Source organism: Albimonas donghaensis (assembly GCF_900106695.1).
Lineage (GTDB): Bacteria > Pseudomonadota > Alphaproteobacteria > Rhodobacterales > Rhodobacteraceae > Albimonas > Albimonas donghaensis.
This window is the reverse complement of record NZ_FNMZ01000013.1, coordinates 22,575-47,586: the sequence shown is the minus strand read 5'-3', so window position 1 is coordinate 47,586 and position 25,012 is coordinate 22,575. Positions and strand designations below refer to the sequence as shown.

19 protein-coding genes are annotated in these 25,012 nt (G+C 71.3%); 9 read left to right on the top strand and 10 right to left on the bottom strand.

Features of this window, described 5'->3' with window-relative positions:
- The first annotated feature begins 360 nt into the window (after positions 1-360).
- The 3 genes from BLV24_RS23050 (at position 361) to BLV24_RS20590 (ending at position 3,459) form a co-directional block, all read left to right on the top strand.
- Positions 361-1,671 carry a glycosyltransferase family 4 protein gene (locus BLV24_RS23050; protein WP_092685434.1) on the top strand — a complete coding sequence of 437 codons (1,311 nt, stop codon included), beginning with the start codon at positions 361-363 and terminating at the stop codon, positions 1,669-1,671.
- 74 nt (positions 1,672-1,745) lie between these two features.
- Entirely contained in the window at positions 1,746-2,669 is a 924-nt protein-coding gene (locus BLV24_RS20595; protein ID WP_176954866.1) for a glycosyltransferase family 25 protein, read from the top strand.
- Between the two features lie 31 nt (positions 2,670-2,700).
- A complete protein-coding gene (locus BLV24_RS20590) occupies positions 2,701-3,459 on the top strand; it encodes a sulfotransferase family 2 domain-containing protein (RefSeq protein WP_143040389.1) in 759 nt (252 codons plus the stop codon).
- A 168-nt stretch (positions 3,460-3,627) separates the two neighbouring features.
- On the opposite strand, the gene BLV24_RS20585 is transcribed toward BLV24_RS20590, so the two are convergent.
- The 7 genes from BLV24_RS20585 to rfbA all read right to left on the bottom strand — a co-directional run bounded on the left by BLV24_RS20585 (position 3,628) and on the right by rfbA (position 12,592).
- A complete protein-coding gene (locus BLV24_RS20585) occupies positions 3,628-4,551 on the bottom strand; it encodes a glycosyltransferase family 2 protein (RefSeq protein ID WP_092685420.1) in 924 nt (307 codons plus the stop codon).
- 137 nt (positions 4,552-4,688) lie between these two features.
- Positions 4,689-7,352: an AMP-binding protein gene (locus BLV24_RS20580; RefSeq protein ID WP_092685418.1), complete on the bottom strand. Its 2,664-nt coding sequence runs from the start codon at positions 7,350-7,352 to the stop codon at positions 4,689-4,691.
- Between the two features lie 156 nt (positions 7,353-7,508).
- On the bottom strand, positions 7,509-8,597 hold the full coding sequence (locus tag BLV24_RS20575) for a ParB/RepB/Spo0J family partition protein (RefSeq protein WP_092685416.1): 1,089 nt from the start codon (positions 8,595-8,597) through the stop codon (positions 7,509-7,511).
- Complete coding sequence (locus tag BLV24_RS20570) at positions 8,597-9,940, bottom strand: AAA family ATPase (protein WP_092685414.1); 1,344 nt, start codon at positions 9,938-9,940, stop codon at positions 8,597-8,599. Before BLV24_RS20570 ends, BLV24_RS20575 begins: the two co-directional genes overlap by 1 nt.
- 367 nt (positions 9,941-10,307) lie before the next feature.
- Complete coding sequence (locus BLV24_RS20565) at positions 10,308-11,198, bottom strand: hypothetical protein (RefSeq protein ID WP_092685412.1); 891 nt, start codon at positions 11,196-11,198, stop codon at positions 10,308-10,310.
- Between the two features lie 159 nt (positions 11,199-11,357).
- On the bottom strand, positions 11,358-11,513 hold the full coding sequence (locus BLV24_RS22155) for a hypothetical protein (RefSeq protein WP_176954865.1): 156 nt from the start codon (positions 11,511-11,513) through the stop codon (positions 11,358-11,360).
- Between the two features lie 203 nt (positions 11,514-11,716).
- Positions 11,717-12,592, bottom strand: coding sequence for a glucose-1-phosphate thymidylyltransferase RfbA (gene rfbA / locus BLV24_RS20560; RefSeq protein ID WP_092685410.1), 876 nt, complete (start codon positions 12,590-12,592; stop codon positions 11,717-11,719).
- Positions 12,593-13,266: 674 nt separating this feature from the next.
- Between rfbA and BLV24_RS20555 the strand changes: the two genes are divergently transcribed.
- A complete protein-coding gene (locus BLV24_RS20555; protein WP_092685408.1) occupies positions 13,267-13,917 on the top strand; it encodes a hypothetical protein in 651 nt (216 codons plus the stop codon).
- A gap of 75 nt (positions 13,918-13,992) precedes the next feature.
- Complete coding sequence (locus BLV24_RS20550; protein WP_092685405.1) at positions 13,993-14,883, top strand: sulfotransferase family protein; 891 nt, start codon at positions 13,993-13,995, stop codon at positions 14,881-14,883.
- A 266-nt stretch (positions 14,884-15,149) separates the two neighbouring features.
- Here the strand turns inward: BLV24_RS20550 and BLV24_RS21800 are convergent, their stop codons facing one another.
- A complete protein-coding gene (locus BLV24_RS21800) occupies positions 15,150-15,899 on the bottom strand; it encodes an SGNH/GDSL hydrolase family protein (protein WP_143040387.1) in 750 nt (249 codons plus the stop codon).
- 188 nt (positions 15,900-16,087) lie between these two features.
- Between BLV24_RS21800 and BLV24_RS20545 the strand changes: the two genes are divergently transcribed.
- The 4 genes from BLV24_RS20545 to BLV24_RS20530 all read left to right on the top strand — a co-directional run bounded on the left by BLV24_RS20545 (position 16,088) and on the right by BLV24_RS20530 (position 22,372).
- Entirely contained in the window at positions 16,088-16,627 is a 540-nt protein-coding gene (locus BLV24_RS20545; RefSeq protein WP_092685403.1) for a recombinase family protein, read from the top strand.
- 6 nt (positions 16,628-16,633) lie between these two features.
- Positions 16,634-17,767, top strand: a complete 1,134-nt coding sequence (locus BLV24_RS20540) for an acyltransferase family protein (RefSeq protein ID WP_092685401.1) — start codon at positions 16,634-16,636, stop codon at positions 17,765-17,767.
- Positions 17,768-17,863: 96 nt separating this feature from the next.
- Positions 17,864-19,177 carry a UDP-glucose dehydrogenase family protein gene (locus BLV24_RS20535; RefSeq protein WP_092685399.1) on the top strand — a complete coding sequence of 438 codons (1,314 nt, stop codon included), beginning with the start codon at positions 17,864-17,866 and terminating at the stop codon, positions 19,175-19,177.
- Between the two features lie 231 nt (positions 19,178-19,408).
- Positions 19,409-22,372, top strand: a complete 2,964-nt coding sequence (locus tag BLV24_RS20530) for a hypothetical protein (RefSeq protein ID WP_092685397.1) — start codon at positions 19,409-19,411, stop codon at positions 22,370-22,372.
- A gap of 72 nt (positions 22,373-22,444) precedes the next feature.
- On the opposite strand, the gene BLV24_RS20525 is transcribed toward BLV24_RS20530, so the two are convergent.
- Positions 22,445-24,841: a sialate O-acetylesterase gene (locus tag BLV24_RS20525; protein WP_092685395.1), complete on the bottom strand. Its 2,397-nt coding sequence runs from the start codon at positions 24,839-24,841 to the stop codon at positions 22,445-22,447.
- A complete protein-coding gene (locus BLV24_RS22150) occupies positions 24,841-25,005 on the bottom strand; it encodes a hypothetical protein (RefSeq protein WP_176954864.1) in 165 nt (54 codons plus the stop codon). The genes BLV24_RS20525 and BLV24_RS22150 overlap by 1 nt, the downstream gene beginning before the upstream one ends.
- Between the last annotated feature and the right edge of the window lie 7 nt (positions 25,006-25,012).

The following is a 25,012-nucleotide window of genomic DNA, read 5'->3' as shown; positions in this document are numbered from 1 at the left end:
CGCCCGCTGGCCCGCCTGCGCTTCTGGGGCATGGCGGTCCCGGCGGGGATTCTCGCGGCCCTGATCCTGGCGCTTCTGGTCCCCGGCCTCGGGCCCTGGGGGCTGGCCGCGGCCCTCCTCGCCCTTCTCGCCTACCCGGCCATGGCCCTGCGCATCGCCCGCCACCGCCGCGCCGCCTTCGGCGATCCGCCCGCCCATGCCCGCCTCTACGGCGCGCTGACCATGCTGGGCAAACCGGCCGAGGCCATGGGCGCCCTGCGCTTCGCCCGCGCCCACGCCCGCGGCGAGCGCGGGCGCATCATCGAATACAAGGGCGCCCCCGCCCCGGAGGCCGCCCCGGAGCCCGCCCCGGAGTCTTCCATGTCCGCGTCCCCCCCCTCCCCCGTCGCCTACCTGACCGGCGAGCATCCCCGCGTCTCCCACACCTTCATCCAGCGCGAGATGGACGCGCTCCGCGCCCTCGGCGTCGAGGTCCTGCCCTGCTCGATCCGCCGCGCCGGCGCCGACCAGCTGCTGGGCGAGGCCGAGCGCGCCGAGGCCGCCCGCACCTTCCACGTCATCGAGACCGCCCGCAGCCCCGCGCGCCTGCTCCGCGCCCACGCCTCGGTCCTCGCGGCCGCGCCCCGCCGCTGGCTGTCGGCGCTCGGCCTCGCCATCCGCACCCGCCCGCCGGGGCCGAAAGCCTTCCTCTACCAGCTGTTCTACTTTCTCGAAGCGGGCGTGCTCGCCGCCCATCTGCGCGGCGCCGGCGCGCGGCGCCTGCACAACCATTTCGGCGATTCCAGCTGCACCGTCACCATGCTGGCCGCCGAACTCGCCGACATCCCCTTCGGCTTCACCATGCACGGGCCGACCCTGTTCTATGAGCCCTATCGCTGGCGGCTCGACGTGAAGATCGCGCGGGCGGATTTCGTCGCCTGCATCAGCCATTTCTGCCGCAGCCAGGGCATGCTGTTCTCCGACCCCGCCCATTGGGGCAAGCTGCGCCTCGTGCATTGCGGGGTGGACCCCGCGCTCTACGACGCCGCCCCGTCCCGGACGGACGCCGCCGCCGCCGCCGCTGACGACGCCGCCGCTCCCCGCCTGCTCTTCGTCGGCCGCCTCGCCCGCGTCAAAGGCCTGCCGATGCTGTTCGAGGCCTTCGCCCGCCTGCGCGAAACCCGCCCCGGCCTCCGCCTGCGCCTGGTCGGCGATGGTCCCGACCGCGCCTGGCTGGAGGCGCGCGCCGCCGCCCTCGGCCTGACCGACGCCGTGGAATTCGCCGGCTACCAGACCCCCGACCAGGTCGCGGGCCACATGGAAGAGGCCGACATCTTCGTCCTGCCCTCCTTCGCCGAGGGCGTGCCCGTGGTGCTGATGGAGGCGCTGGCCAGCCGCCGCCCCGTGGTCGCCAGCGCGGTGGCGGGCGTGGGCGAGCTGGTCGAGACCGGGGTCTCCGGCCTCACCGTCCCGCCGGGCGACGTCCCCGCCCTGACCGAGGCCATCGCCACCCTGCTCGACGACCCCGCCCTGCGCGCCCGCATGGGCGAGGCCGGCCGGGCCAGGGTCGCGGCCGATTACGACTCCGCCCGCGAAGCCGCCTGGCTCAAGGCCCTGATGCAGGGCGGCGCCGCCGGCGCCCTGCCCGAGGGGCTCAGGCCTGCGCCGGACTTCATCTGGTCGTCCGCCTGACCCGCGCATTTGCAACCGGGTCTGGAGGCGATAGAAGCCGACCTTGAGATATGCAGGCGTTGCAGGAGATGCTCATGGGCGACACCTATCCCATCTTCGTCATCAATCTGGAGCGCCACACCGCTCGCCGGGAGTTCATGCGGCTGCAGCTCGACGCCCTCGGCCTCTCCCCGATCTGGATCAAGGGCGTCGACGGCAAGCGCGAGGCGGACATGAAGGCCGCCGCCAACGCCTTCTACGCCCCGCTCAGCCCGGGCGAGGTCGGCTGCTTCGAATCCCATCGCACGGTCTGGAAACGGATCGTGGAGATGGACGTCCCCGGCGCCTATGTGCTCGAGGACGACGTGGTGGTCAGCCAGGATTACGGCCGGCTCGACCTGCCCGCCGCCCGGCTGGCCGGGATCGACGTGCTCAAGCTCGACTATCACCCGCGCGACACGCTCTGCGGGGTCGCGGGCGTGGCGATCGGCGAGGGCAAGACCATGCGCCGCGCGCTCGGCCGCGAGAACTCCACGGGCAGCTACTTCGTCAGCCGCGCCGGGGCCGAGAAGCTGCTGCGCCTGTCCGAGGCGTTCCACTGGCCGGTGGATCTCTTCATGTTCAACGAGGTCTCGGTGGCCTTCTTCGCCCTGCGCACCTGGAAATGCATTCCCGGTCTCGCCACCCAGACCAAGTTCGTCACCCGCGGGGGATCCGAGGACACCGAGTTCGCCGACACCATCCAGGACGCCCGGCGCAAGGCCGCCGCGCCGCCGCGCCGGATCGGGCCGTTCCGCCGCGCCTGCCTGCGGCTGCGGCTGCTGTTGGAATGGAACTTCCCCGCGGCGCGGCGCCGGCGCTACGCCGCGTTCCTCAAGGCGTTCGAGACCTCGGAGCGCACCGCGCTCACCCCGTCGCGCTGGGAGTTGACCCGGCGCGACCACCTGGCCGCGGCCTTCGCCCACATGAAGCTGGAGCATGCCGAGCCGGTGCGCATCCCGAACGCGCCGGCTTCCTGACCCCCGCCCGCCAGCCCCACCAGGAGCCCAGATGTCGATCATCACCCATGAACTGAGGCGCGCGCTGCATGCGGCGCGGCCGGGAGCCCGCGCCCGCCGCGCCTGGCGGCGCGGCGAGTCCACGGGCGGCTATTCGGCGACCGGCTTCGACGCCACCCGCTCGATCTTCGTGCATCTGCCCAAGGCCGCGGGGGTCTCGGTGTGCCGCAGCCTCTACGGCGATCTCGCCGGCGGGCATCGCACGATCGCCGACTACCAGTTGATCTTTTCCGCCCGCGAGTTCCGCGACTATTTCAAGTTCACCGTGGTGCGGAACCCGTGGGACCGGCTTTATTCCGCCTACAGGTTCCTCAAGAGCGGCGGCATGTCTCCGCGCAACCGGGCCTGGGCGGAAGCGAACCTGAAGGACGTGCACAGCTTCCGCGGCTTCGTGATGGACTGGCTCGACGAGCTGCGGCTGCGCTCCTACGTGCATTTCATCCCGCAGGAGGCGCTTCTGCGGGGTCGGGACGGCGATCATCCCATCGACTTCGTGGGGTTCTACGAGACCCTCGACGCCGATTTCGACACGCTGCGCCGCCGGGTGAACCCCCAGGCCCGGCTGAACCACGACAACGCCACCCCCGCCGCCGCCCCGCGCGGCTACGCGGAAGCCTACGATGCGGAGATGATCGCCCGGGTCGGCGCGCTCTATGCGCGCGACGTGGCGCTTTTCGGATACGTCTTCGACAACGCCGCCCTGCCCACCCAGATCGCCCGCCGCAACGCGGGCGGGCTGCTGTCCCGCTGACCCCGGGGCCGGCTCGGTCCCGGACGGGCCGAGCCTGTCGCCGTTGTTTTCGGGTCGGTTGTTTCGGGGTCGGTTGATTGAACGTCAGCTGACCCCGGCCCCGATTTCCGCTCCGAAGTCCCGCCTCGCCTCGGACTCCGCGCGGCGCCTTGGCGGGCCGGGGCGAAGTCAGGCGGCGCCCCCCCGCGCCTCCCAGACCGGGGTCTGACGGGCGACGACCTCGGCGGTGGCCCGGCCCTTGCCGACCCGGATCGCCCGGCGCTGATAGTCGCGGATGAAGCCGCGCAGGCCCGCGTCGCCATGCTGGGGCGCGCCCTTGATCCAGGCCCGCATGTAGCCCCACCAGGTCGCCAGCCCGCCCAGCAGATAGGGCGGATGCGCGAAGCGGTAGACGCAGGTGGCGGTGAAGAACCAGAAATCGCTGCCCATGTAATACTGCCCGAACCCGTGCCGCATCCGCCCGGTCAGCACCCCGGTCTGGGAGGTGCCCATCGGGCGCAGATGCTCGAAGCGCAGCTCCGGGTCGTCCCAGCTGCACGCGATCCAGCCGAGCTGCCGCGACTTGTGGCAGTCGATGGCGTCCCACATCACCTCCTGCACGAAGCCCCCGATCTCCTGGAAGCACGCGCGGCGGTAGAACTTGGTCATGCCCACCGACATCTCGTCCCCGCATTTCTCGGAGACCATGCGCCCGCCCGCCCGGAAGTAAGGCTTGCCCGAGCAGCTGCCGATGCGCGGATCCGCCTCCATCCGCGCGATCAGCCCGCCGAAATAGGTCGGCGGCAGGTCGAGATCGAGGTCGAGCTTGCACAGGAACTCGAAGTCATCGATCTCGATCTGGCTCAGCCCGAAATAGAACGCCTCGATCACGCCGGGCCCCACGGCGCGATGCCCGCGGTCGGGTTTGGGAACCGGGCGGATCCAGTCATGCTTCGCGGCGTATTCGGCCAGGATCGCGGGCGTGTCGTCGGTGGAGCCGTCGTCGACCACGATCCACAGATCCGGCCGCACGGTCTGCGCGATCACCGAGTCCAGCGTGCGGCGCATGTAGTCCTGCTCGTTCCGGCAGGGCGAGATCAGCACATAGCTCATCGAGGCTCCTTCTACCCGCCGGCGCGGGGATTTTTCGGACCGTGGGGCTTTCGGGCCGGGGGGCGGATCAGCCTCCCTCCGCTTAAACCCGGCGACGGCGACCGGCAACGCGGCAAGGGGAACCGCCGGGCCGGTTTCTAGCGAAAATACATGCGGAACAACCGCCGCCAGGCGTAGCCGATGCCCAGCAGGAACGCCCCCAGCGGCAGGGCGAGCGCCACCAGGCCCGGCAGCCCGGCCAGCAGCAGCATATCCTTGGTCGGGATCACCACCTCATGGAAAGCGAAGATCGGCAGGGCCAGCCCGCCGGTGACGATCAGCGCCTGGGCGATCCCGCGCGGGATCGCCCCCAGCCGGTTCCAGCGTCGGGTCAGCGCCATGAACAGGCCCAGCATCAGCGTCCCGAAAGCCGCGTAAAGCAGCGCCCCCAGGAAACTGCTGAAGACCGGCGCCCCGCGGGTTTCGAACGTCCCCGCCCCCCAGATGTCCATCGCGGCCAGCACGGCGAACAGCAGCGCGATGCCGCCGCCCCCGATCAGCAGGCGCTGCGCGCCCGCCACGTCCTCGCGCCGCGAAAGCCAGGCCCCCAGCGCCAGGCCCAGGAAGGCCGTGGTCGAGACCTTGAAATAGGTGTAGCCGCCGCCGCCGAACATCATCCGCGGCCATTCCAGCAGGGTGTTCATGTGGGGCCCCGCCATCAGCGGGCCCGCGATCTCCCACAGCCCCCACATCGCCGCCGCGACCAGCAGCGCGACGGGAACCGGGCGGGAGACCCGGCTCAACCCCTCCAGCCACAGCATCGCCGTGGTCAGGGCCAGCGCGTAATAGGCCAGCACGCTGTAGAAGGCGCGCGCCACGTCGCCGCCGTCGATCGCCCCCCCCCGCATCGCCAGCCCGCCCAGCTTGGCGGCGGCGATCAGCGCCATCCCGACCAGCACCAGCGCCAGCGCCGCGCGCAGCCGCCGCGCCACGCTGGGCCGGTTCCTGGCGAAGCCCGGCAGCATGAAGAAGCCCAGCCCCAGCCCGAACACGAACGAGAATCCCGGCGTGCCCATCCGGTAGATCATGCTGATCCAGCGGTCCGCCGCCGCGGCAAGACCCACCCGCTCGAACACCCCCGGCCCCCAGTGCGAGATCAGCACCGACAGCACCATCAGCCCGCGCACCGCGTTGATCGACCAGCTCTCCACCGTGCGCCGCGGCAGCTCGGCCGGGGCCGCCTCGCCCGCCTCGCCCCCCGCCCCGGCGCCGTCCAGCAACGCCACCTCGCGCACCGGGCGGCCCTCCAGCGTGGCGCGCACCGCGGCGCGCGCGAAGCCCGCGCCCTCCATCACCAGCCCGATCTGCACCGAGCTCAGCGAATCCCCGCCCACATCGTAGAAGGTCAGGCCCGGCGTGATATCCGCCGCCCCCACCACCCGCCGCCAGGCGTCCGCCACCCGGCGCTCGCCCTCGGTCAGGTCCGCGTCCGGCCCCGCCTCGATCGCGTCGCCCAGCCCCACCGCGCCCGCCAGCCCCGGCTCGGCCAGCCGCGCGATATGCATCTCGCGCAGCGCGCGCCTCCGCACCTTGCCGCTGTCGGTCACGGGCAGGCCCGGCACATGCAGCACCTTGACCAGCCCGCCCTGCGCCAGCCCGCGGGCCCGCAGCGCGATCCCCGCCGCCGCCTCCACCAGCTCGCCCCGCTCCCCCAAGTCCTCGGTCAGCGCCAGCAGCACGCCGTCGCCGCGCAGCGCATCCGGGATCGCCGCCACCGCGAAAGCGCCCGGCAGGTTGACCAGCGCGTTGATCTCCGCCTCGAGGCTTTCGGCCGCCAGCTTGATCCCCGCGATGTTGATCTGGTCGTCGAGCCGGCCGAGATAGCGCAGCAGCCCGTCCGCCCCGATCTCTCCGCGGTCCTTCGTGGTCAGCCAGCCGTCGGCCCCCGCCAGGGCCGCGACCCGCCCGTCCGCCCCGAGAATCCCCGTCGCCACATGGTCGCCGCGGATGCGGATCGCCCCCTCCGGGTCGATCTCCACCGCCGCCGAGCCGGTGGCCCGCCCCACGCTCTCCAGCGCCTCGCCGGTCTCCTCGGACACCACCAGGAACGCCGTGCGCGACGCCTCGGTCAGCCCGTAATGCTGCACGATCCGCGCGTTGGGGAAGAGCCGCTTCATCGCCGCCTTCTCCTCCCCGCTCATGTACTGGCTGCCGATCTCGATCCAGCGGACCTTCTCGCCCGCCCGCCCCATCGCCTCGGGCGCCGCCAGCACCATCCGCCACAGGCTGGGCACGGCCGAGACCGCGTTGATCTCCCCCGCCTCCAGCATCGCCCGGATTTCCGAGGGGTCGAACCGCGCCGGCAGGAAGAACGCCCCGCCCGCCGCCGACACCGCCCGCGCGCGGCCCAGCCCGAACGAATACGTCACCGGCACGCCGATATATTCGCGGATCTCGTCCGTGACCTGCATCACCTCGTTCAACCGCGCCACCACGTCGGCGAGGTTGCGATGGCTCAGCACGATCGGCTTCGGCGCCCCCTCGGTGCCCGAGGTGAACACGATCTGCGCCGGCGCGTCGTCGGTCCGCGGCGCATGGGCGAAGCGCCCCCAGCCCGGATCCGCCGCGACCGCGATGGTCCGCGTCACCACCAGCTGCGGATAGGCGCCGAGGTCGATCTCCTTGCGGGTGATCGAGAACGGCGTCCCGGCGTCGTAAAGCGCGAAGGCCGCCTCGACGAAGGCGACCGAGCTGACCCCCTCCAGCGACACGATCTCCATGGCGCGTCCGGGCGCCGTGCGCATGGGTTCCGCGTCGTTCATCTTGATCCCCTCGAATTCGAGCCCGCTCCGCCGCTGCGGCGCGCGAGCATAGCCGGGCCGGTCATGCGCCGCGATGCGGCAGGACCGGAGCGCGTCGCCCTGCGGAACGCCCGCCGCGCTCTTTAAAATCTTTTATTTTCAATGACTTAAACGGGTTCAATCGCCCAATCTCTCCAGCAGCGCCCGCGCCTTTTCCCGCACCTCCGGCTCCCCCGCCCGCGGTCCCGACAGCTCGAACACCACCCGCTCGCCCTCGGCGTAGCCGGTCAGGCGCAGGCCGGGGACCAGCGCGCGGGAGAAGACCTCCTCGCGCCGCGGGCGCCCCCCCCGTTTCGCGCGCGAAACCTCCTCGGCGGGCTCGGACCAGGACCCGATGCGCGCCGCGGCGGCCTCGGCGGCGCGGGCCAGCAGCGCCAGCTCCCCCTCCGCCTCGCGCTCCGGGTCCGCGTCGGCCAGGGCGGCGCGCATCTCCCGGCGCACGGCGGGGCCGCCCTCGCGCAGCAGGTCGGCGAGCCGCAGGCCCAGCCGCTCGGAGATGCGGGGGGCGTGCAGCAGCAGGTCGCCCAGCCCCGAATGCAGCGTCGCGAAGCTGCGGATCTTCGACCGCTTGGCCTTCGAGGCCGCGGCGAACAGCCGGTCCACCGCCGCCTCGACGCTTTCGAAGGCGCCCCGCTCGGCGGCCACCACCGCGATGCGGCCCCGCTCATAGGGGCTGAGGCCGACGCGGATTTCATTCTCCTCGACCATCGCCACATAGGCGGCGGCGTCCGCGGGGGGGCCGTCCCCCTGCCCCGCCCCGCGGACCAGCGCCCGCAGCACCCCGAAGCGCGGCTCCCCGGTCTGGGCGTGCAGCGCCCGGAGCGCCCCCAGCCGCCGCCAGCCCGAGACCAGCCCGTAGCGCCCTTCGCCAAGCGCCAGCACCTCCGCCGGGGTCCGCTGGCCATGGGCGCGCAGCGAGGCGACGAGGGCCTCGGTCTCCTCGTCCTCCACCGCGCGGGGGGCGCGGTCGCGGGCGAGGTGCTCGGCCTCGATGCGGTCGAGCGGGATGTCGATCAGCAGCCGCCCTTCGGCCTCGGCCTGGGCGAGCAGCCGGGCGTCGCGGGCGGCCTCGGCCCCGGCGCGGGCGGCCTCGCCGGCGGCCGCCGCGATGGGCGCGCCGCCGAAGGGGGCGGCGGGGCGGCGGGGCGCGGGCGCCGGGGTCGGCGCGTCATCCGCGGCGGGCAGGGTCAGGCGACGGCGGGCCATCAGCGGGTCTCCTCGGTTTCGCGGCGAACCGGGCCGGTCCCCTCGTCCACGTCGCGCGCCCAGGCGGTCAGCAGGAGGCCGCGCATCTCCTCCCAGACCCGGTCGAAGGCGTCGCGGCCGCGCGCGTAGGTCTCGCGGTTGAAGTCGCGCGGATCGGCGTCGAGCAGGGCGCGGGTCTGCTCCCCCGCCTGCCCCGCCAGCGCGGTCAGGTCGAGCCTGCGCCCCGCCAGGATGTCGCCGAACCAATGCGCCATCAGCGCCGCCATCTCGGCCTGCTGGGCGGCGTCGTAGCGGGTCAGCACGCAGCGCACCGCGTCCCATTCGAAGCGGGTTCCCGACGCCTCCCCCTCCTCGATCGAGGCGAAGGTGGCGTGCAGCATGTCGAAGAAGCGCCCGGTGGATTCGAACTCCAGGAACGAGGCCCCCAGCGGCACCAGCAGCAGGTCGGCGGCCGCCAGCGCGTTGATGGTCAGGTAGCCGAGCGCGGGGGGCGTATCGAGGATGACGAGATCGTAGCCCCCGTCCCGCGCCGCCTCCTCCAGCGCGTCGGCCAGCCCGTCCCACAGCTTCCAGGACCGCAGGGCGAGGCGCCAGACCGGGATCTGGAACTCGGCCCAGTAGAGGTCGAGCTGCGCGCCGATCAGGTCGATGGCGGGCCAGTGGGTGGGGCGGATGACGTCGGCCGGGGACATGGCGGCGGCCCGCTCCAGCGCCTCGTCGTCCAGCGGCAGGCCGGCGGCGGTGCGGGCGTGGGCGTAGTCGCGGGCGATCAGGGGATAGGCGGTCTCCCACGCGTCCTCGATCCGCGCGCCGAAGAGCGAGGTCAGCGAGCCCTGGCTGTCCAGGTCCACCGCCAGCACCTTCAGCCCGTCCAGCGCCGCGGCCATGGCGATGTGGGCCGCCAGCGAGGTCTTGCCGACCCCGCCCTTGAAATTGGCCACCGCGAGGATGCGCGGCGCCGCGCCTTCGGGCCGGGCGGGCAGGGGGGCGGCGCCGGGTTTCGCCCCCGGTTTCGCGGCGAGACGGGCGCGCAGGCGCATCAGGTCGTCGAAGGCGAAGCGGGGGGGCGCGCCGGGTGTCTCGGGCTCGCCCTGGGGCAGGGCGGGGTCATCGCGCAGCGCCTTGCGGAGCGCGGCGGGGGCGAGGCCGGCGAGCCGCGCGGCCTCGGCCAGCGGGAAGGCGCGCAGGCGGCGGACGCCGTCGGGGGCGTGACCGCGGCGGGCGAGATCCTCGCGGCCCTCGGCGCAGAGGCGCGCGGCCTCGGCGAAGCGCTCGACGCCGACGGGCGGGCCGAGGGGCGGGCCCTGGTCGGGGTCCGGAATAGGGGTCTGCTCATGCCTCATGGCCGGGCTCCGGGTTCGGTTGCGCGGTCCTTTTGGGGCGGAGCCTAGCACGGGGCAGGGGGGAGGGTCAGGAGGTTTCGCGCGCGAAACCGGCAAGAGGCGAGGAAGCGAAGCCCTGGAGACCAGCCCCAGCCTATAGGATAAATCTGTTAAGTTATTGTTATTAATATATTTATATTGATCGAAGCCCCCCCCTTCCGCGCGGCGCGGCCGAATGCTTCACGGACCGAGGGAACGCAACCCGCCGGGGTCGCTTGATCCTTGTCGTCTCAGCCCGCCCGAAGACGGGTCACACGGCGCTCGACCCGGCTCCGTTGGCATCGGGCGCGGCAGAGGCCCATCCTCGGCGCATCCTTTGCGCCGCGGGTCACGCCGGCCTGCGCCCGCGACGGCGGAACCAGACGAGACAGGCCAGACCGCCCGCCAGCAGCGGCGCCGCCCCCGGAACCGGCACGGGCGCGGCCGCGCCGACCCCGATGAAATCGATCTCCAGGCGTTCGCCGGTGTAGAAGCTCCTGTTCCCCCGCTCGCTCACGCGCACGTAGTCGAAGACGGGGTCGGAGAACCTGAACAGGAAAGCCTGGTCCATCTCGGTCTCGTCGGCGGATTCCTCCAGCGCGAATTCGGGGAGCCCGACCAGGAACGGCTCGAGAACCGTGGCGAAGCCGCCGAAGATCACCTCGCCCGCGCCGCAGGCGACGTCCGGGCAGAGGCTCAACATGAACGGCGTCAGCGCCCCGCTTTCGGCGATGATCAGATCCTGAAAGCCGCCGGGGACGGGATTGAAGACGATATCCGTGTTCCGGCCCACGTCCAGATGCGTCTCCGGGCCGCCGCCGGCGATGCCGACATCGTCCCAGAGGCTGATCTCCGCCTGGATCAGAGCGGCGGAGCCGGCCCCGACTTCGCCCTCGTCAACGATCCCCGGATCCGACGGGTCGAAGTTCGCATAATCGCTGTTGTAGCTCAGCGCGGCGCCGACATCGAAGGTGAAATCGTCGACCAGTGTCGCGGTTTTGGCCTTCTTGTTGCCGTTCAAGTCGGTCAGTCGATACGCCACCGTGGTTGCGACCGAGAACGGCGTGCTCGAGGTCGCCGCCGGCGCGCTTTGCGTCGCGATGAGGAACACGTCCATCGTCAGCGCTTCGGCAGGGCTCGCCATGCCTGCGGCCAGCGCAGCGAGGGCCGCCATCGGCGCCCGGACGGCATGAGATCCGAAGGGCTTGACCATGGGGCTGGCGACGGCCGGGTGGGGCATGTCTCTCGCTCCAATATCGCTCATCAGACATCCCTCGATCAGAATATCCGCGCTGGCCTGCTGCCGCCGCTTTCGGTTCTGATCAGGCGTTATGAGCGCGCTGCGTCAGTGTATTTCTTACTGTTTCCGGCACGGAAGAGGAAGGAAATTTCGGGAGGCTCAAAGCCCCTCGCGAGCCCGGAACCAGGCGACGAAGCGGGGGATGCCCTCTTCGAGCGGGATTTTGGGGGCGACGCCGACTTCGGCCTCCAGGGCGGCGACGTCGGCGAAGGTGGCCTCGACGTCGCCCGGCTGCATGGGGAGCAGCTCGCGCACCGCCTCGCGCCCCGAGGGCCGGGCCCAGGAGCGGGCGGGGTCGGGGGCGAGGCGGTCGAAATCAGGGTCCGGCGCGGCGGGCGCGGGGGGGGCGGGCGGACCAGCGCCCCCACTCGCCGCAGACGGTGAAGAAGCGCAGGCCGGCGGCGGGGCGGCCTCCGGCAGGCCCCGCGCCCCCGGCCTGCGCAAGCGCGGGGCGGGCCTCAGAACACCCGCTCGTGGACCATGCGCTCGAGATAGACGCCGTAGCCCGACTTCTTGAGGGGGGCGGCGAGGGCCAGCAGCGCCTCGGTGTCGATCCAGCCCATGCGCCAGGCGATCTCCTCGGGGCAGGCGACCTTGAGGCCCTGGCGGTCCTCGATGGTCTCCACATACGCCCCGGCCTGCATCAGCGACTTGTGGGTCCCGGTGTCGAGCCAGGCGTAGCCGCGGCCCATCATCTCCACATAAAGGTCCCCGCGGTCGAGATAGGCCTTGTTGACGTCGGTGATCTCCAGCTCGCCACGGGGCGAGGGGGCGATGGAGGCGGCGATGTCGAGCACGTCGTTGTCGTAGAAATAGAGGCCGGTCACCGCGTAGCTGGATTTGGGGGCGAGGGGCTTCTCCTCGATGTCGAGCGCGAGGCCCGCCTCGTTGAAATGCACCACGCCGTAGCGTTCGGGGTCCGAGACGCGGTAGCCGAAGATGGTGGCGCCCGAGGTGCGGGCGGCGGCGGCTTCCAGCAGGTCGACGAAGCCGTGCCCGTAGAAGATGTTGTCGCCGAGCACGAGCGCCACGTTGTCGTCGCCCACGAAGTCGCGCCCGATCACGAAGGCCTGGGCGAGCCCGTCGGGGGAGGGCTGGGCGGCGTAGCTGATCGACATGCCCCATTGGGCGCCGTCGCCGAGCAGGCGGCGGAACTGGCCGGCGTCATGGGGGGTGGTGATGATCAGCACCTCGCGGATGCCGGCCAGCATCAGCACCGAGAGCGGATAGTAGATCATCGGCTTGTCGTAGACCGGCAGCAGCTGCTTGGAGACGCCGATGGTCACGGGGTGGAGCCGGGTGCCGGAGCCTCCGGCGAGGACGATGCCCTTCATCTCGATCTCCGTTCCTGGCCGTCGGGCGAACCCGGGGCGCCTGCGCGCGGCGGCTGACGGGAGAGGAGGCCCCCGCCTGAATGCCCCGCCCTGTTTAGGGGGCGGGCCGGTGGGAAATCCACCCGTTCGTCCCGGTGAAGGTCTGCGGCGGGGTCGCAGGGGGGCGGTTGCGCCAGGCGGGACTATTGCGCGCCGGCCCTGATCAGCCCGTTCGCATGGCGAAGGCGGGACGCTGTGAAGGCGCAGGCCTGCGTGTGAAGCGGGCGCCGCGCCTGGCGGGCCGCGAACCGCGTGCAGGTAAGCCGCTCCGCTTCGGCGCGGGCGCTCCCTTCCTGATGCGCCGCGCGCCGCGCGCCACCGGCCTTGCCATCTCGGGATGGCGGGCCCGGGCGCCTGTTCATGATGGACCTTTCCATTCCCGTCTGCGAATTTTATCGTGAAGAAGAAGAATTCCATATTGGAAACGGCCTTGAGGCATGCGTGGCAGCCTCGAGACCCAGTCCAGGTCGGCAGCGTGGCGATGAATGCCCCCAAAGATCGCAAATGTTCGTAAGCTGGACGATGCTCGATTCAGGATCGGCTCTGCGAAAAGGCGAGCTCTTGAGCTTCTGCTCGGGCCTAAAACGCCCAAGCCACTGAATTCATATCCGAAAGCGCCATCCTCTGGGTGTGTTGTGGAACTGATCGGGGCCCAGGGCGTCGGGAAGTCGACGCTGGCCGGCCGGGTTCACAGATCCCTCAAGCATCAATGGTTCTTTCATTCCCAGTTGAAGGCCCTCGCCATCGTCGAACCCGTCAATCCCAAGCCGGAGATGGAGCGCCTGATCATGGAGATCTTCTACAACAAGCTGCAGCTTCTGGAAGGGTCGATGCTGAGCGCGCGGCGCAAGCTGACTCTGTGTCGTCAGATGACCCAGATCATCGATGAAAGCCTGATGTTGTCGGCGAACGTCTATCCACGAGGCTTCCTGCTCGACGAAGGCCTGTTCAAGCACTTCGCGCGGGAGATCCTGCATCTCGGGGTCGAAAGGACGGCGCCTCTGTGGGAGCGCAGAGCCTTCGTGCACGTGCGCGCCCGAACCCCCGAGCTGGTCGCAGCCCGCTTCCAGGAACGCGCCGCCAAGCGACGGAGGCGCGGGATCTTCCAGCATCTCGCCTCGGACGAGGAGCTGCGCGCGCAGACCGCGCTGGAGGACGGGTTCTACGAGGAGATCTGCGCGCAGGCCCGGTCCCTCGGCCGCCCCTGCATCACCATCCACGTGGACGATGGCATCGAGAGCAACGCCCGGTCCATCCTGCAGTTCCAGCGCATGCTGTGCGCCTGACGGATCCCGCGGCGGGCGCGGATCCGGTCCGGACGGCGATCGGCGAGCTTGCCGCATGAAAGGCGGACGACGCGTATGACGAGCCTGAGAACGAAGATCTCATCCTGGCTGCCGCAGGGCCTGCGCCCCTACGGCCGGCGCCTGGCGCGACGCGGCGACCAGCTGCTGCACGCCCGATCCGCCCGGCGCCGCCCCGGCGTGGCGGTCATGCTGCATGTCGGGCGCTGCGGCAGCACCGTGCTGGCCAACATGCTGGACCAGAACCCCGCGATCCACTGGGACGGCAAGCTGCCGCGCAAGGCCGGCTCGCTCTATGGCGACGCGGTGAAGCGGCTGGATTTCGGGCGCTGGATGAAGCGACAGTTCGCGACTTCGGGCGATCGTTACTACGGGTTCGAATTCAAGATTCTGGCCGACCAGTATCCGGCCATTCTGGGCGCCACGACGCAGGAATTTCTGGAGCAGTGCAAGGCGGCCGGCGTCACGCATTACATCCTGCTCACCCGCCGCAACACGCTGAGGCACGTGATTTCGCACTATGCCAGCATCGCCCGCGGCGCCTGGCATATGTCGGCCAGGGACCGGGCCGGACAGGAGCATCTTCACCTCGATACGGAGAAGATCACCACCGGCAGCGCGCCGGGCCGTCCCCTGATCTCGTATCTGCGCGAAGTCGATGAGGCCCACCGGCAGGTTCGCGCGCTCCTGCGCGATCAGAACCTGCTCGAGGTGGAATACGAGGCGGATATCGACGCGCAGGGCCCGGCGACCGCCTATGAGAAGATCTGCCGGTTCCTGGGGATCGCGCCGGAGCGGGCGAATGTGCGCAACAGCAAGGCCAATCCGTTCCCGATGTCGAGCACGGTGACGAATTTCGACGAGATCGAAGCCTGTCTGTCCGGCACGGAATTCGAATGGATGCTGGAGCGGGACGCGGCCGATCCGGCGGCCCCTGACGCGTCGTGATGCGCCCGGCGCCTGCGGCTCTCCGCGGCCGTGAGTCCTGAGAACCGGACCGGAAGCCTGGGCGGACCATGCCGGCGAAACCTGGCGCAAGGCGGCCGAACAACTGCGCCTGGACGACGCCGTGCTGTTGGAGCGGAACGACGAGCGGCGGATTTCGAGCCGAAGCATGATGGTCGGCGCATCAACGGCGAGCATGTTCCGCCAGGACGCGGACTCACAAGCTCGCCGCCATCCGCTTCTGGATCGCGAAGACATGAGTCCGCGCTCTAGAGACAGGAAGACACAGCCCGCCATACGGCGCGCGCCGCGAGCTTCGATCCCATCTGGTTCGCGTGATGTCGATCCGCGAGGTAAAGCTGCTGACCCGAGTTCACGGCCGCCATCCAATGCTCCAACACGGGCGCGACATGCCCGCCGCATTGCCTCGCGGCGTTTTCGTAGTGAGCCTGGCTTCTCGCCGCATAGTCGGCCATGTTCTCGGGCGTCCGATAACGAAATCCCAGCCCGCCGTCATAGACCCGGTGCCCCGGGGCGCTTGGCCAATGGGGAAACAGAACGATCGACGCAGGACGGGCCAAACCGGCCATGGCCCGTATGGCCAGAATCGACGCCTGCCGATCACCGAAACTCAAGGCCGTTGACGAAAAATCCTGAAGAACCAGAACGTTCCAGTCGACCTCTTCAAGGAGCGCGCGAAACGTCGGGAGGCGCAATGTTTCGACAAGGCGTGCGCCATTCGCCGAAGCTCGAGAAAAATGGACCCCCGCCATGGCGGGTGAATCTGAAGAAGACAGGTTCTCGAGAAAGCTGGATCCGATCGTCGCCGAGTTTCCCACCACCAGAACGCGCGAAGACGAGGCGTTCGCCTGTTTGAGGCTGGCGAGGTGATCGTCCGTCAAATCCGGAAAGCGTTCTGGCGTGGAATGCACGCGGAGGGAGACGCCTCCATAGGCAAGCGCGACACCGGTGGACGCCAGGCCGGTTCCCAAAAATGCTCTGCGCCCGATCCGATTCATGTTTGCAGTTTACCATCGTGCCGATCCGGCGTGCAGGCAGGTCCATTGATCCGCTCCCACAAGTCGCTTTCCAGAAACGATCGTTTTGGGCGCCTTCGCCACCATGCTCTCCAATCAATCGCTTGGCCCTCCCAAAACCCCGCGCCAAAACTCTGGCGGTTCTGGAAGGTTTTCGGCAGGGTGACGACATGATCCTCGGATATGCCCGCGTCTCCACCGACGACCAGAGCCTCGATGGCCAGACCGATGCGCTGAGCGCCGCCGGGGCCGAACGCATTTTCGCCGACCGGATCTCGGGCGCGACGCGGGCGCGGCCCGAGCTTGAGCGGATGCTCGATCAGATCCGGGCCGGAGACGTCGTGGTGGTCGCCAAATACGACCGCCTGGCGCGCTCCCTGCGCGACCTGCTCGATATCGTCGACGCGGTGGGGGCGCGGGGGGCCGGATTCCGCAGCCTCGCCGAGGACATCGACACCACCACCCCGGCGGGCCGGCTGGTGTTCCATGTCTTCGCCTCCATCGCGCAGTTCGAGCGGGAGCGGATCTCGGAGCGGACCCGCGAGGGGCTGGCGGCGGCGCGCAGGCGCGGCAGGGCAGGGGGGCGGCCGCCGGCGCTGAGCCCCGCCCAGAAGGTCGAGGTCCGGCGGATGCGCGACGCGGAGGGGCGCCGGGTCGGAGAGATCGCGGCGCTGTTCCGGGTCAGCCCGCAGACCATCCGGCGGTGCTGAGGGCGCATGGACGCAGACCGGCCCGTTGACCTTCGCGCTCCGCCCGGCGATGTGGACGGGCCCTGCGCGGCGGCGGCGGAGCGTGATCGGGGAGAACGCGACCTGGAACCTGTCCGCAGTCCCGCCGGGACGCGCCCGCGCATCGCCTGGCTCGACATCGCGCGCGGCGCGGCCGTGGCGCTGGTGGTGTTCGGCCATGTCTGGCGCGGCCTGCACGAGGCGGGGGTGCTCGCCACCGGGCCGCTGTTCGAGAGCGTGGACCGGGCGATCTACCTGTTTCACATGCCGCTGTTCTTCCTGCTGTCCGGGCTGGTCTTTCCGCCCATGATCCGCCGCGCGCCGGGGGCGTTCCTGGGCGGCCGCGCCTGGCGGCTGCTCTACCCGATGGCCTTGTGGACCTATCTGCTGATCGGCCTGCGGCTGCTGGCCCCGGGCGGGGTCAACCACCCGACCTCGGCCGGGGACCTGCTGCGCCTGCCCCTGCCGCCGTTCGAGCTGTTCTGGTTCGTCTGGGCGTTGTTCCTGATCCAGCTTGCCGCCTATGCGGTGCTGCGGGCGGCGGGCAGGGGCGGGCGCGTCGCGCTGGCGGCGACGGGGGTGATGGCGGCGGGGGCGGCGATCGCGCTCTTTCACGGCGCGGACAAGAACGCGCTGGCCGTGTGGATCGCGCCGGCGATGCGCAACCTGCCTTATTTCGCGCTCGGGGTGCTCTGCGCCGCGGGGGCGCCGAGGCTGGGGCGGATCGGGCGGGGCGGGGCGCTGGCCGGGGCGGCGGTGGTGGCGCTGTGCATCGCGATCGACCAGAGCATGGGTCCGGGGCCGTGGGCGCGGACGCTGCTGGCCGTGAGCGCCGCCTGCGGTTTCACGGCGCTGGTCGCGGGCCTCGTCGGCGGGTTGGCGGAGGCGGAGGCGGAGAAGGGGCTTGCCGGACGCGGTCTCACCGTGATCGGGCAGGGGGCGATGGCGGTGTTTCTCATGCATGTGGTGTTCGCCGCGGCGACTCGCATCGCGCTGAGCGCGGCCGGGGTGGAGAACCTGGCGGTCCACGTGACGCTCGGGACCGTCGCGGGGATCGCCGGGCCGCTCGCGGCGCTGGTCTGCGCCCGGCGGCTGAAGCTGGACCGCGCCGCGGGGTTCTGAGCCGCACCTCTCGCGCTTGCCGTCCCCCGACCCCATCCTCTACCACCGTTCCCGGCGCTTCCGCCCGGAGCCGCCACGCCAGCCACGGAGACGCCTATGCGCATCGCGATGATCGGAACCGGCTATGTGGGCCTGGTCTCGGGGGTCTGCTTCTCGGATTTCGGCCATGACGTGGTCTGCGTCGACAAGCTGGAGGCCAAGGTCGCCACGCTGCGCGCCGGGGGCGTGCCGATCTACGAGCCGGGGCTCGAGGACATGCTGGCCCGCAACGTCGCCGCGGGGCGGCTGGCGTTCGAGACCGACCTCGCCGCCGCCGTGAAGGGCGCGCGGGCCGTGTTCATCGCGGTCGGCACCCCCACCCGCCGCGGCGACGGGCATGCGGACCTGACCTATGTCTACGCCGCCGCCCGCGAACTGGCCGACGTGATCGAGGACGGGACCGTGGTGGTGACGAAATCCACCGTCCCTGTCGGCACCAACCGCGAGGTGGGCCGGGTGATCACGGCGCGGCTGGAGGAGACCGGCCGAAAGATCCGCTTCGAGCTCGCCTCCAACCCCGAATTCCTGCGCGAGGGCGCGGCGATCGAGGATTTCATGCGCCCCGACCGGGTGGTCTGCGGCGTGGAATCCGAAGCCGCCGAGACCGCGATGCGCGAGATCTACCGGCCGCTTTCGCTGCGCGACAGCCCGGTGATGTTCACCTCGCTGGAAAGCGCGGAGATCATCAAATATGCGGCCAACGCCTTCCTCGCGACCAAGATCACCTTCATCAACGAGATCGCGGACCTGTGCGAGAAGGTCGGCGGCGACGTGAAGGCCGTGGCCCGGGGCATCGGCATGGACGGGCGGATCGGGTCCAAGTTCCTGCATGCGGGGCCGGGCTATGGCGGGTCGTGCTTCCCGAAAGACACCGCGGCGCTGGCCCGGATCGGGCAGGACCACGCCCTGCCGATGCGGATCGTGGAGACGGTGATCGCGGTCAACGACGCCCGCAAGCGGCGGATGGTGGACAAGGTGCTGGACCTCTGCGGCGGGTCGGTGAACGGCAAGCGGATCGCGGTGCTGGGCGTGACCTTCAAGCCCGAGACCGACGACATGCGCGACAGCCCCTCGCTGACCATCGTGCCGGCGCTGGTGGGGGGCGGGGCCAAGGTCTCGGTCACCGACCCGCAGGGCCGGCGCGAGGGCGAGGCGCTGCTGCCCGGCGTCACCTGGGCCGCGGACGCCTACGAGGCGGCGATGGGCGCCGACGCGGTGGTGCTGCTGACCGAGTGGAACCAGTTCCGCGCGCTGGATCTGGCGCGCCTGAAGGGCGTGATGTCGGGCGACGGCTTCGCCGACCTGCGCAACGTCTACGCGCCCGAAGAGGCGGCGGCGGCGGGGTTCCGCTATGTGGGCGTGGGGCGCTGAGGGCGCGGCCTCCGATCTCGGGAACGTGACCGCCGGCCGGAGGATGGGCGCCGCGAAGCGCCGCGCAAGCCTTTTCCGTGCCGCGATCGGCAGGCAAGGTCCCCCGATCCGTCCGCTCCCAGGCGCGGCCCCCGATCCCTGCCAGGACAGGGGCGCCGCGGCCCCGAGGGACCGGGAACACGCGCCTCCGGACGCCCGACATTGCGGGCGCCAGGCCCAAAGGAGCCTTGAATGCCCGTCACGCCCCCAGCCTGGACGCCAGCGCATGCCCGCCCCCCCCGAGGCCGCGGTCGCCGCCTTGCGGGCCTGGCCATCCTCATCCTGAGCGGACTCGCCCTGCTGGGCGCGGGAAGCGAGGGCGCCCGGTCGCAGGAAGCCCGCTTCGCGGTGACCGAAACGGTGATCAACCCCGATCTGCCGCCGGTGGCCGCCACCCTGATCGGGCGGGGCCTGGCCAATGGCAGCCGGCTGGTCGAGGGCGGCGGCTTCGAACCGACGATCTATCGCAACGGCTTTCTCGCCACCGAAGACGCGCCTGACCGGGTGATCGGCGATCCGCAGGCGATCTCGCGCTATTACTCGCTGCGCGACGGCGCGCTCGACGGGGCCGAGGTGGATGTCTGGCGCATCGAGAACGGCGCCTTCCGCCTGGTTCGCCGCGACCGCATCGCCGAAGGCGGCTTCCATGCCAGCGGCTGGGACAAGGTGGGCCACGGCAAGGAGCAGATGATCCCCGGGGACCGCACCCGCATCGAGCTGTCCTGGGAGCCCTGGTACCGGCCCGACGCCGACACCTGGTTCATGCTGCGCGCCATCGGCCCGGACGGCGCGCTGTCGCCGGCCTCGGAGACGGCGCAGGCCCGCAGCCCGGCCGGCGACGCCCGGCGCAAGAAGGAGGCGTTCCCCGGCATGATCGCCTTCGGCGACGATCTGAAGATCGGGGCCAAGGGCGCGGCGACGGCGCCCGCGGCGCCACGCGACCTGGAGGTGACCCGCGACGCCGACGGCGCTTCCTGGCTGTCGTGGCGCCCCGGCCAGGGCGGAACGAAGGCGAAAGGCTACGCGCTCTACCGCTCCTGGACCCCGCCGGCGCGGCATGCGGGCCATTTCCTCGGCCTGGAAGGCGGCGCCGGGGGCGCGGCGGTGCGCAAGGGCGACCTGATCATGCTGCGCAAGGCATTCACCGAACTGTCGCGCGAGAGCTTCGCCAACGACCGCATCTGGGATTCCCGCGGGCGGAGAGCCCTGCTGACCAGGGCGATCACCGATTGGCCGGACCCGGGCGCCGATCCGGACGAGCGCTGGTCCCTGCGCCCGCACGCCGCCGGCACGCCCGTGACGGATCCCGGCGAGACTTATCTCGAACTCCGGCTCGGTTTCGGCAAGACCGCCACGCTTCAGGGGGGGGTGGTCGGCAGCCCCGATCAGGACTGGTACGAGGTGCTCCGTCCCGGCCAGGCCTACCGCGTCGAGGCCTGGCTGCGCAGCGAGCGGCCGGGGCGCGCGGTGTTCGGCTTCGACAACTCGGGCGCCTACCGGAAGTCGATCCGCCCGATCATCTTCGAAACCGGGCCGACATGGCGCAAGGTCTCGGCCGAGTTCACCCCGCCCACCATGCTGGACAAGGGCCGCAACGGCCTGGTCCTGACCCTGACGGGGCCGGGCGTGTTCGACGTGGACAATTTCCGCATCTACCGGGCCGACACGCCGTATCTGGACCTGATGTCCGAGGATTACGACCGCATCGAAGCCTCCGGGATGTCGGCGCTGCGCACCCATGCGCTGGTTCGGACCGAGGTGAAGACCTACGACCTCGCCCAGCTCACCAACGCCGGCGGGCTCGCTGGCGGCACCGACCGCAGCGCGACGCTGCCCCAGCAGCTGGGGATCATGGACCGCGCCGGGGTCGACCCGTGGCTGCAGATCGAGCCGCACCTGACGCCGGAGGAATGGACCGGGCTGGTCGAATACCTCGCCGCCCCCGCCGGGGCCGGGCCCTGGGCCGCGAAACGCGCGCGCCAGGGCCGCGCCGCCCCCTGGACCGACGCCTTCGACCGCATCTATTTCGAACTGGGCAACGAAACCTGGAACGGCATCTTCCGGCCCTGGATCTTCGAGGGCATGCGCGACGCCGTCACCGGCGACCGCTACAAGGCCGGCGAAGTCTACGGCATGTTCCAGGAGCAGGTGATCGCCGCCCTGCGCGCCAGCCCGTGGTGGGCGAAGGCCGGGCTCGACGACAAGGTGACCTTCGTGATCGGCGGCCGGAACGGCAGCTCCTACGGGTCCGACGCCGCCCGGTTCTCGCCCGGGTCCGACCTGATCACCGTCGCGCCCTATATCGGCGGCTGGGATGCGGGCCAGAACCTGACGAAGCTGGAGCCCGCGAGCTATTTCACGCATCTCAACTGGGTCTCGCAGAGCAGCCTGCCCAAGGCGCGCCAGCAAGTCGAATATGCGAGCCGCCTGTCGCGGGAGACCGGGCGACGCATCGAGGTCGGAACCTACGAGAGCGGCCCGGGCTACGTGATGAAGGTCGACGGCAAGCGGCTGAACGACGAGCAATCGCGGATCCAGGAACAGGTGATGAAGAGCCAGGCGACCGGGACCGCCACGCTGGACAACTTCCTCGCCCAGGCCGAGGTCGGCTACCGGCTGCAGAACTTCTTCGCCTTCGACGATGGCTTGCGCTGGACCACCCACGCCCTGTGGCAGGACGGCGGACAGACCTATCCGTCGTGGAAGCTGATCTCGCTGCTCAACCGCGAGGGGCTGGGCGACATGGTGAAGGTGGACACGCTCGCCACCCCCACCGCCGACCTGCCCAAGGCGCGCCGGCGCAGGGAAGTCGACGACGCCCCCCTGACCGCGGTCTACGCCACCCGCAAGGGCGACCGGCTCAACGTCTTCGTGCTGTCGCGGCGGATCCCCGACTATCCGGTCAAGGGCGACGACGGCTGCACGCCGGTGGAGATCGCGCTGCCGTTCCGCTCGGCCGCCAAGGTCACCCTGCACCGCATGGCCGCCCCCTACGACGCCGAGAACGTCACGGCCGACAACGTGAAGATCGAGACGCTCGACCTCGCGCCGCCCGCCGACCCCGCCCGCTTCAAGATGGGCGAGGCCACCGGCGCGCCGGCCTGCGGGCTGCCGGCGGCGGCGGCCTTCCTCTACGTGTTCGAAGGGGTGAAATGAGCCGCTGAAACGCAACCGGCCCCGCCTGCGAAGGCGGGGCCGGGAGGGCGGCGGAGGCGAAGCCGCCCCGGCTCAGGCCGGCGGCACGTGGACGCCGACCAGGATGCCGTTGGCATGCCCCGAAGCCACCGTCACCCCCGGGGTCGTCGCCGCCCCGGTCGCCGCCGCGTCGGCCGCGCCATGGGTGAAGGTCGACTCGATCGAGGTGCAGGCCAGCCGCTCGACCAGCGGCGAGGACCAGGCGTAGGGGCCGCTCGACGAGCTGTCGACCATGTAGCCCAGCACCCGCCCGCCGGCGACGGTGGTCAGGGCCGCCGTGGTCTGCACCTCCGCCGCGCCGCTGGCGTCGACCGCGTTCACGCTGCTCGCCGCCGCCGCATCCGCCCCGGTCAGCGACCACAAAGCCACGCCGCAGCGCGACGAATTGCGGTTGAAGTCGACGGCCACGCTCACCGTGCTCGCCGAAGTGGCGATGCGGTAGAAGCCGACCGTCTGCTTCTGGTCGGCCGGACGGACCTGGACGATCTCGGTCGCGGCCAGCCCGTCGACGGTCACCGAGGTGATGTCGAGCGGGTTCGACTCCCGCCCCGTCACCGCCAGGATCAGCGTGCCCGGCGCGACGGCGAGCCCGGTGAAGGCGAAGGAGGCGGAATTGGCCGCATCCTCGCCATGCGAGAACGCCGCCACGTTCACCGAACCGCCCGCCGCCGCCGGCGTGCCCGAGGCCGTCCCCGACGCCGCCCCGGTCCCGATCCCGTTCACCGCCGACACCCGGTAGAGATAGGCCGTGCCGTTGGCGAGCCCGGTATGGGCGTGGCTCGTCGCCGTCGACACCCCGTCCGACACCGTGGCCCAGGAGGCGCCCGCATCGGTCGAGACCTCGACGAGGTAATCGGTGATCGCCGATCCGCCATTCGACCCCGGCGCCGTCCAGGAGAGATCGTTGCGCGCATCCCCCTGCGTGGCGACCAGACCCGTCGGCGCGCCCGGAACCGTCGCCCCCGAGCTCGGCGTGGCCGAGGCCGTGCCCGAGGCCGCCCCGGTCCCCACCCCGTTCACCGCCGACACCCGATAGGCGTAGGCGGTCCCGTTGCTCAGCCCGGCATGGACCCAGCCCGTCGCCGTCGACACCCCGTCCGACACCATGGCCCAGGAGGCGCCGGCATCGGTCGAGACCTCGATCAGGTAGTCGGTGATCGCCGACCCGCCATTCGACCCCGGCGCCGACCAGGCGAGCGAGACCTGCCCGTTCCCCGCCGTCGCCGCGAGCCCGCCCGGAGCGCCCGGAACCGTCGCCGCCCCCGCATTCTCCTGCGCCGCGGCGATGGCGGCGTGATAGCGCCCGCCCAGCACCCGCAGCGAGGCGGCGTCGAAATGCAGGGAATCGCCCTTGTCGGTCAGCCCCGCGCTCGACGCATAGGCGGTGTGGGCGATGGCGGCCGGAACCGCCTCGATCGCCGCCTGACGGCCGGTCATGTCGGTGTTGCCCGTGTAGGCGAACGCCCCCAGCCCGCCGAGGATGAAGGGCGTGTCCGCCCCCGCCGCCGTCACATCGGCCCGGATCGCCGCGATCATCGCGTGCAGCGCGGCCTCATAGGCGGCGGGGGTCCCGTCGGTCTCGCCCTGGTGCCAGCAGAAGCCGCCCAGCTCGAATTCCGGATGCGCCGCGAACAGCGCGTTGGCCCGCGCCACGGCGGCCTCGTAGAGGTCGTCGCCCGGGTTCCATCGCGCCGCCCCGCCCCCCGTTCCGAACCCCGTGCCGCCCTCGGCGCAGGGCACGAAGACCAGCGTGTCGCCCGGATGCGCCGCGACCCAGGCGTCCGCGAAAGCGATGTCGAGCCCCATCTGCGAGGCCCCGTAGGGGTTCACATGGTCCAGCGGATGCGCGGCGGCGACCAGCTGCCCCTCGGTCCCGCCGCTGATCGAGCCGGTGCGCGCCACCTGCAGCACGCCCGCGGGGTGCGCGCCCAGCCCGTCATAGCTCGCCCGCCCGATCATGTTGGACTGGCCGACCATCACCCAGACCTCGGTCCGCGGCTGCGCGCCGGCCGCCACGGTCACCGCGAAACTGCGCTCCACCGACCCGGCGGCGTTGGACGCGCGCACCGTCCAGGTCCCCGCCGCCCCGGCGCTCGCCGGCGCGCTCCAGCTCACATGCCCGGTGGCGACGTCGATGGAGGCCCAGGCCGGCGCCCCCAGCAGCGCGAAGCGCAGGTTCCCGCCCGAGAACGGCGCCCCCGCCCCGAACAGCCCCGTCCCCCCCGCCTGCAAGGCGCGGTCCGGCAGGGTCCCCGAGGCGACGGGGGTCGCGTCCGCCACGATGGTCCGCCGGCGCGAGGCCCCGACGCTCACCGCCTCGACCGCGACGCCGACGCCGGGGGAGAACGCGCCGCCCGGCGCCTCGGTCCAGGCGTCGTCGGCGCCGCCCACGGGGCGCCAGTAGAATGTGGTGGGAGGAAGAGTGGCCATCAGTCCCGCGCCTCCGCTGCGATCGCGCCATTGTCGACGACGAGACGGGGGGCCGCGCCCGGACGGGCCTCGGCCAGCACCACGCCGTCGTCGAGGGTCAGCCGCGGCCCCGCGGGCGCGCGACGGTCAAGCGCCGGGAGGCGCCGGAAATCGTTGGAGAACATGCGCCGC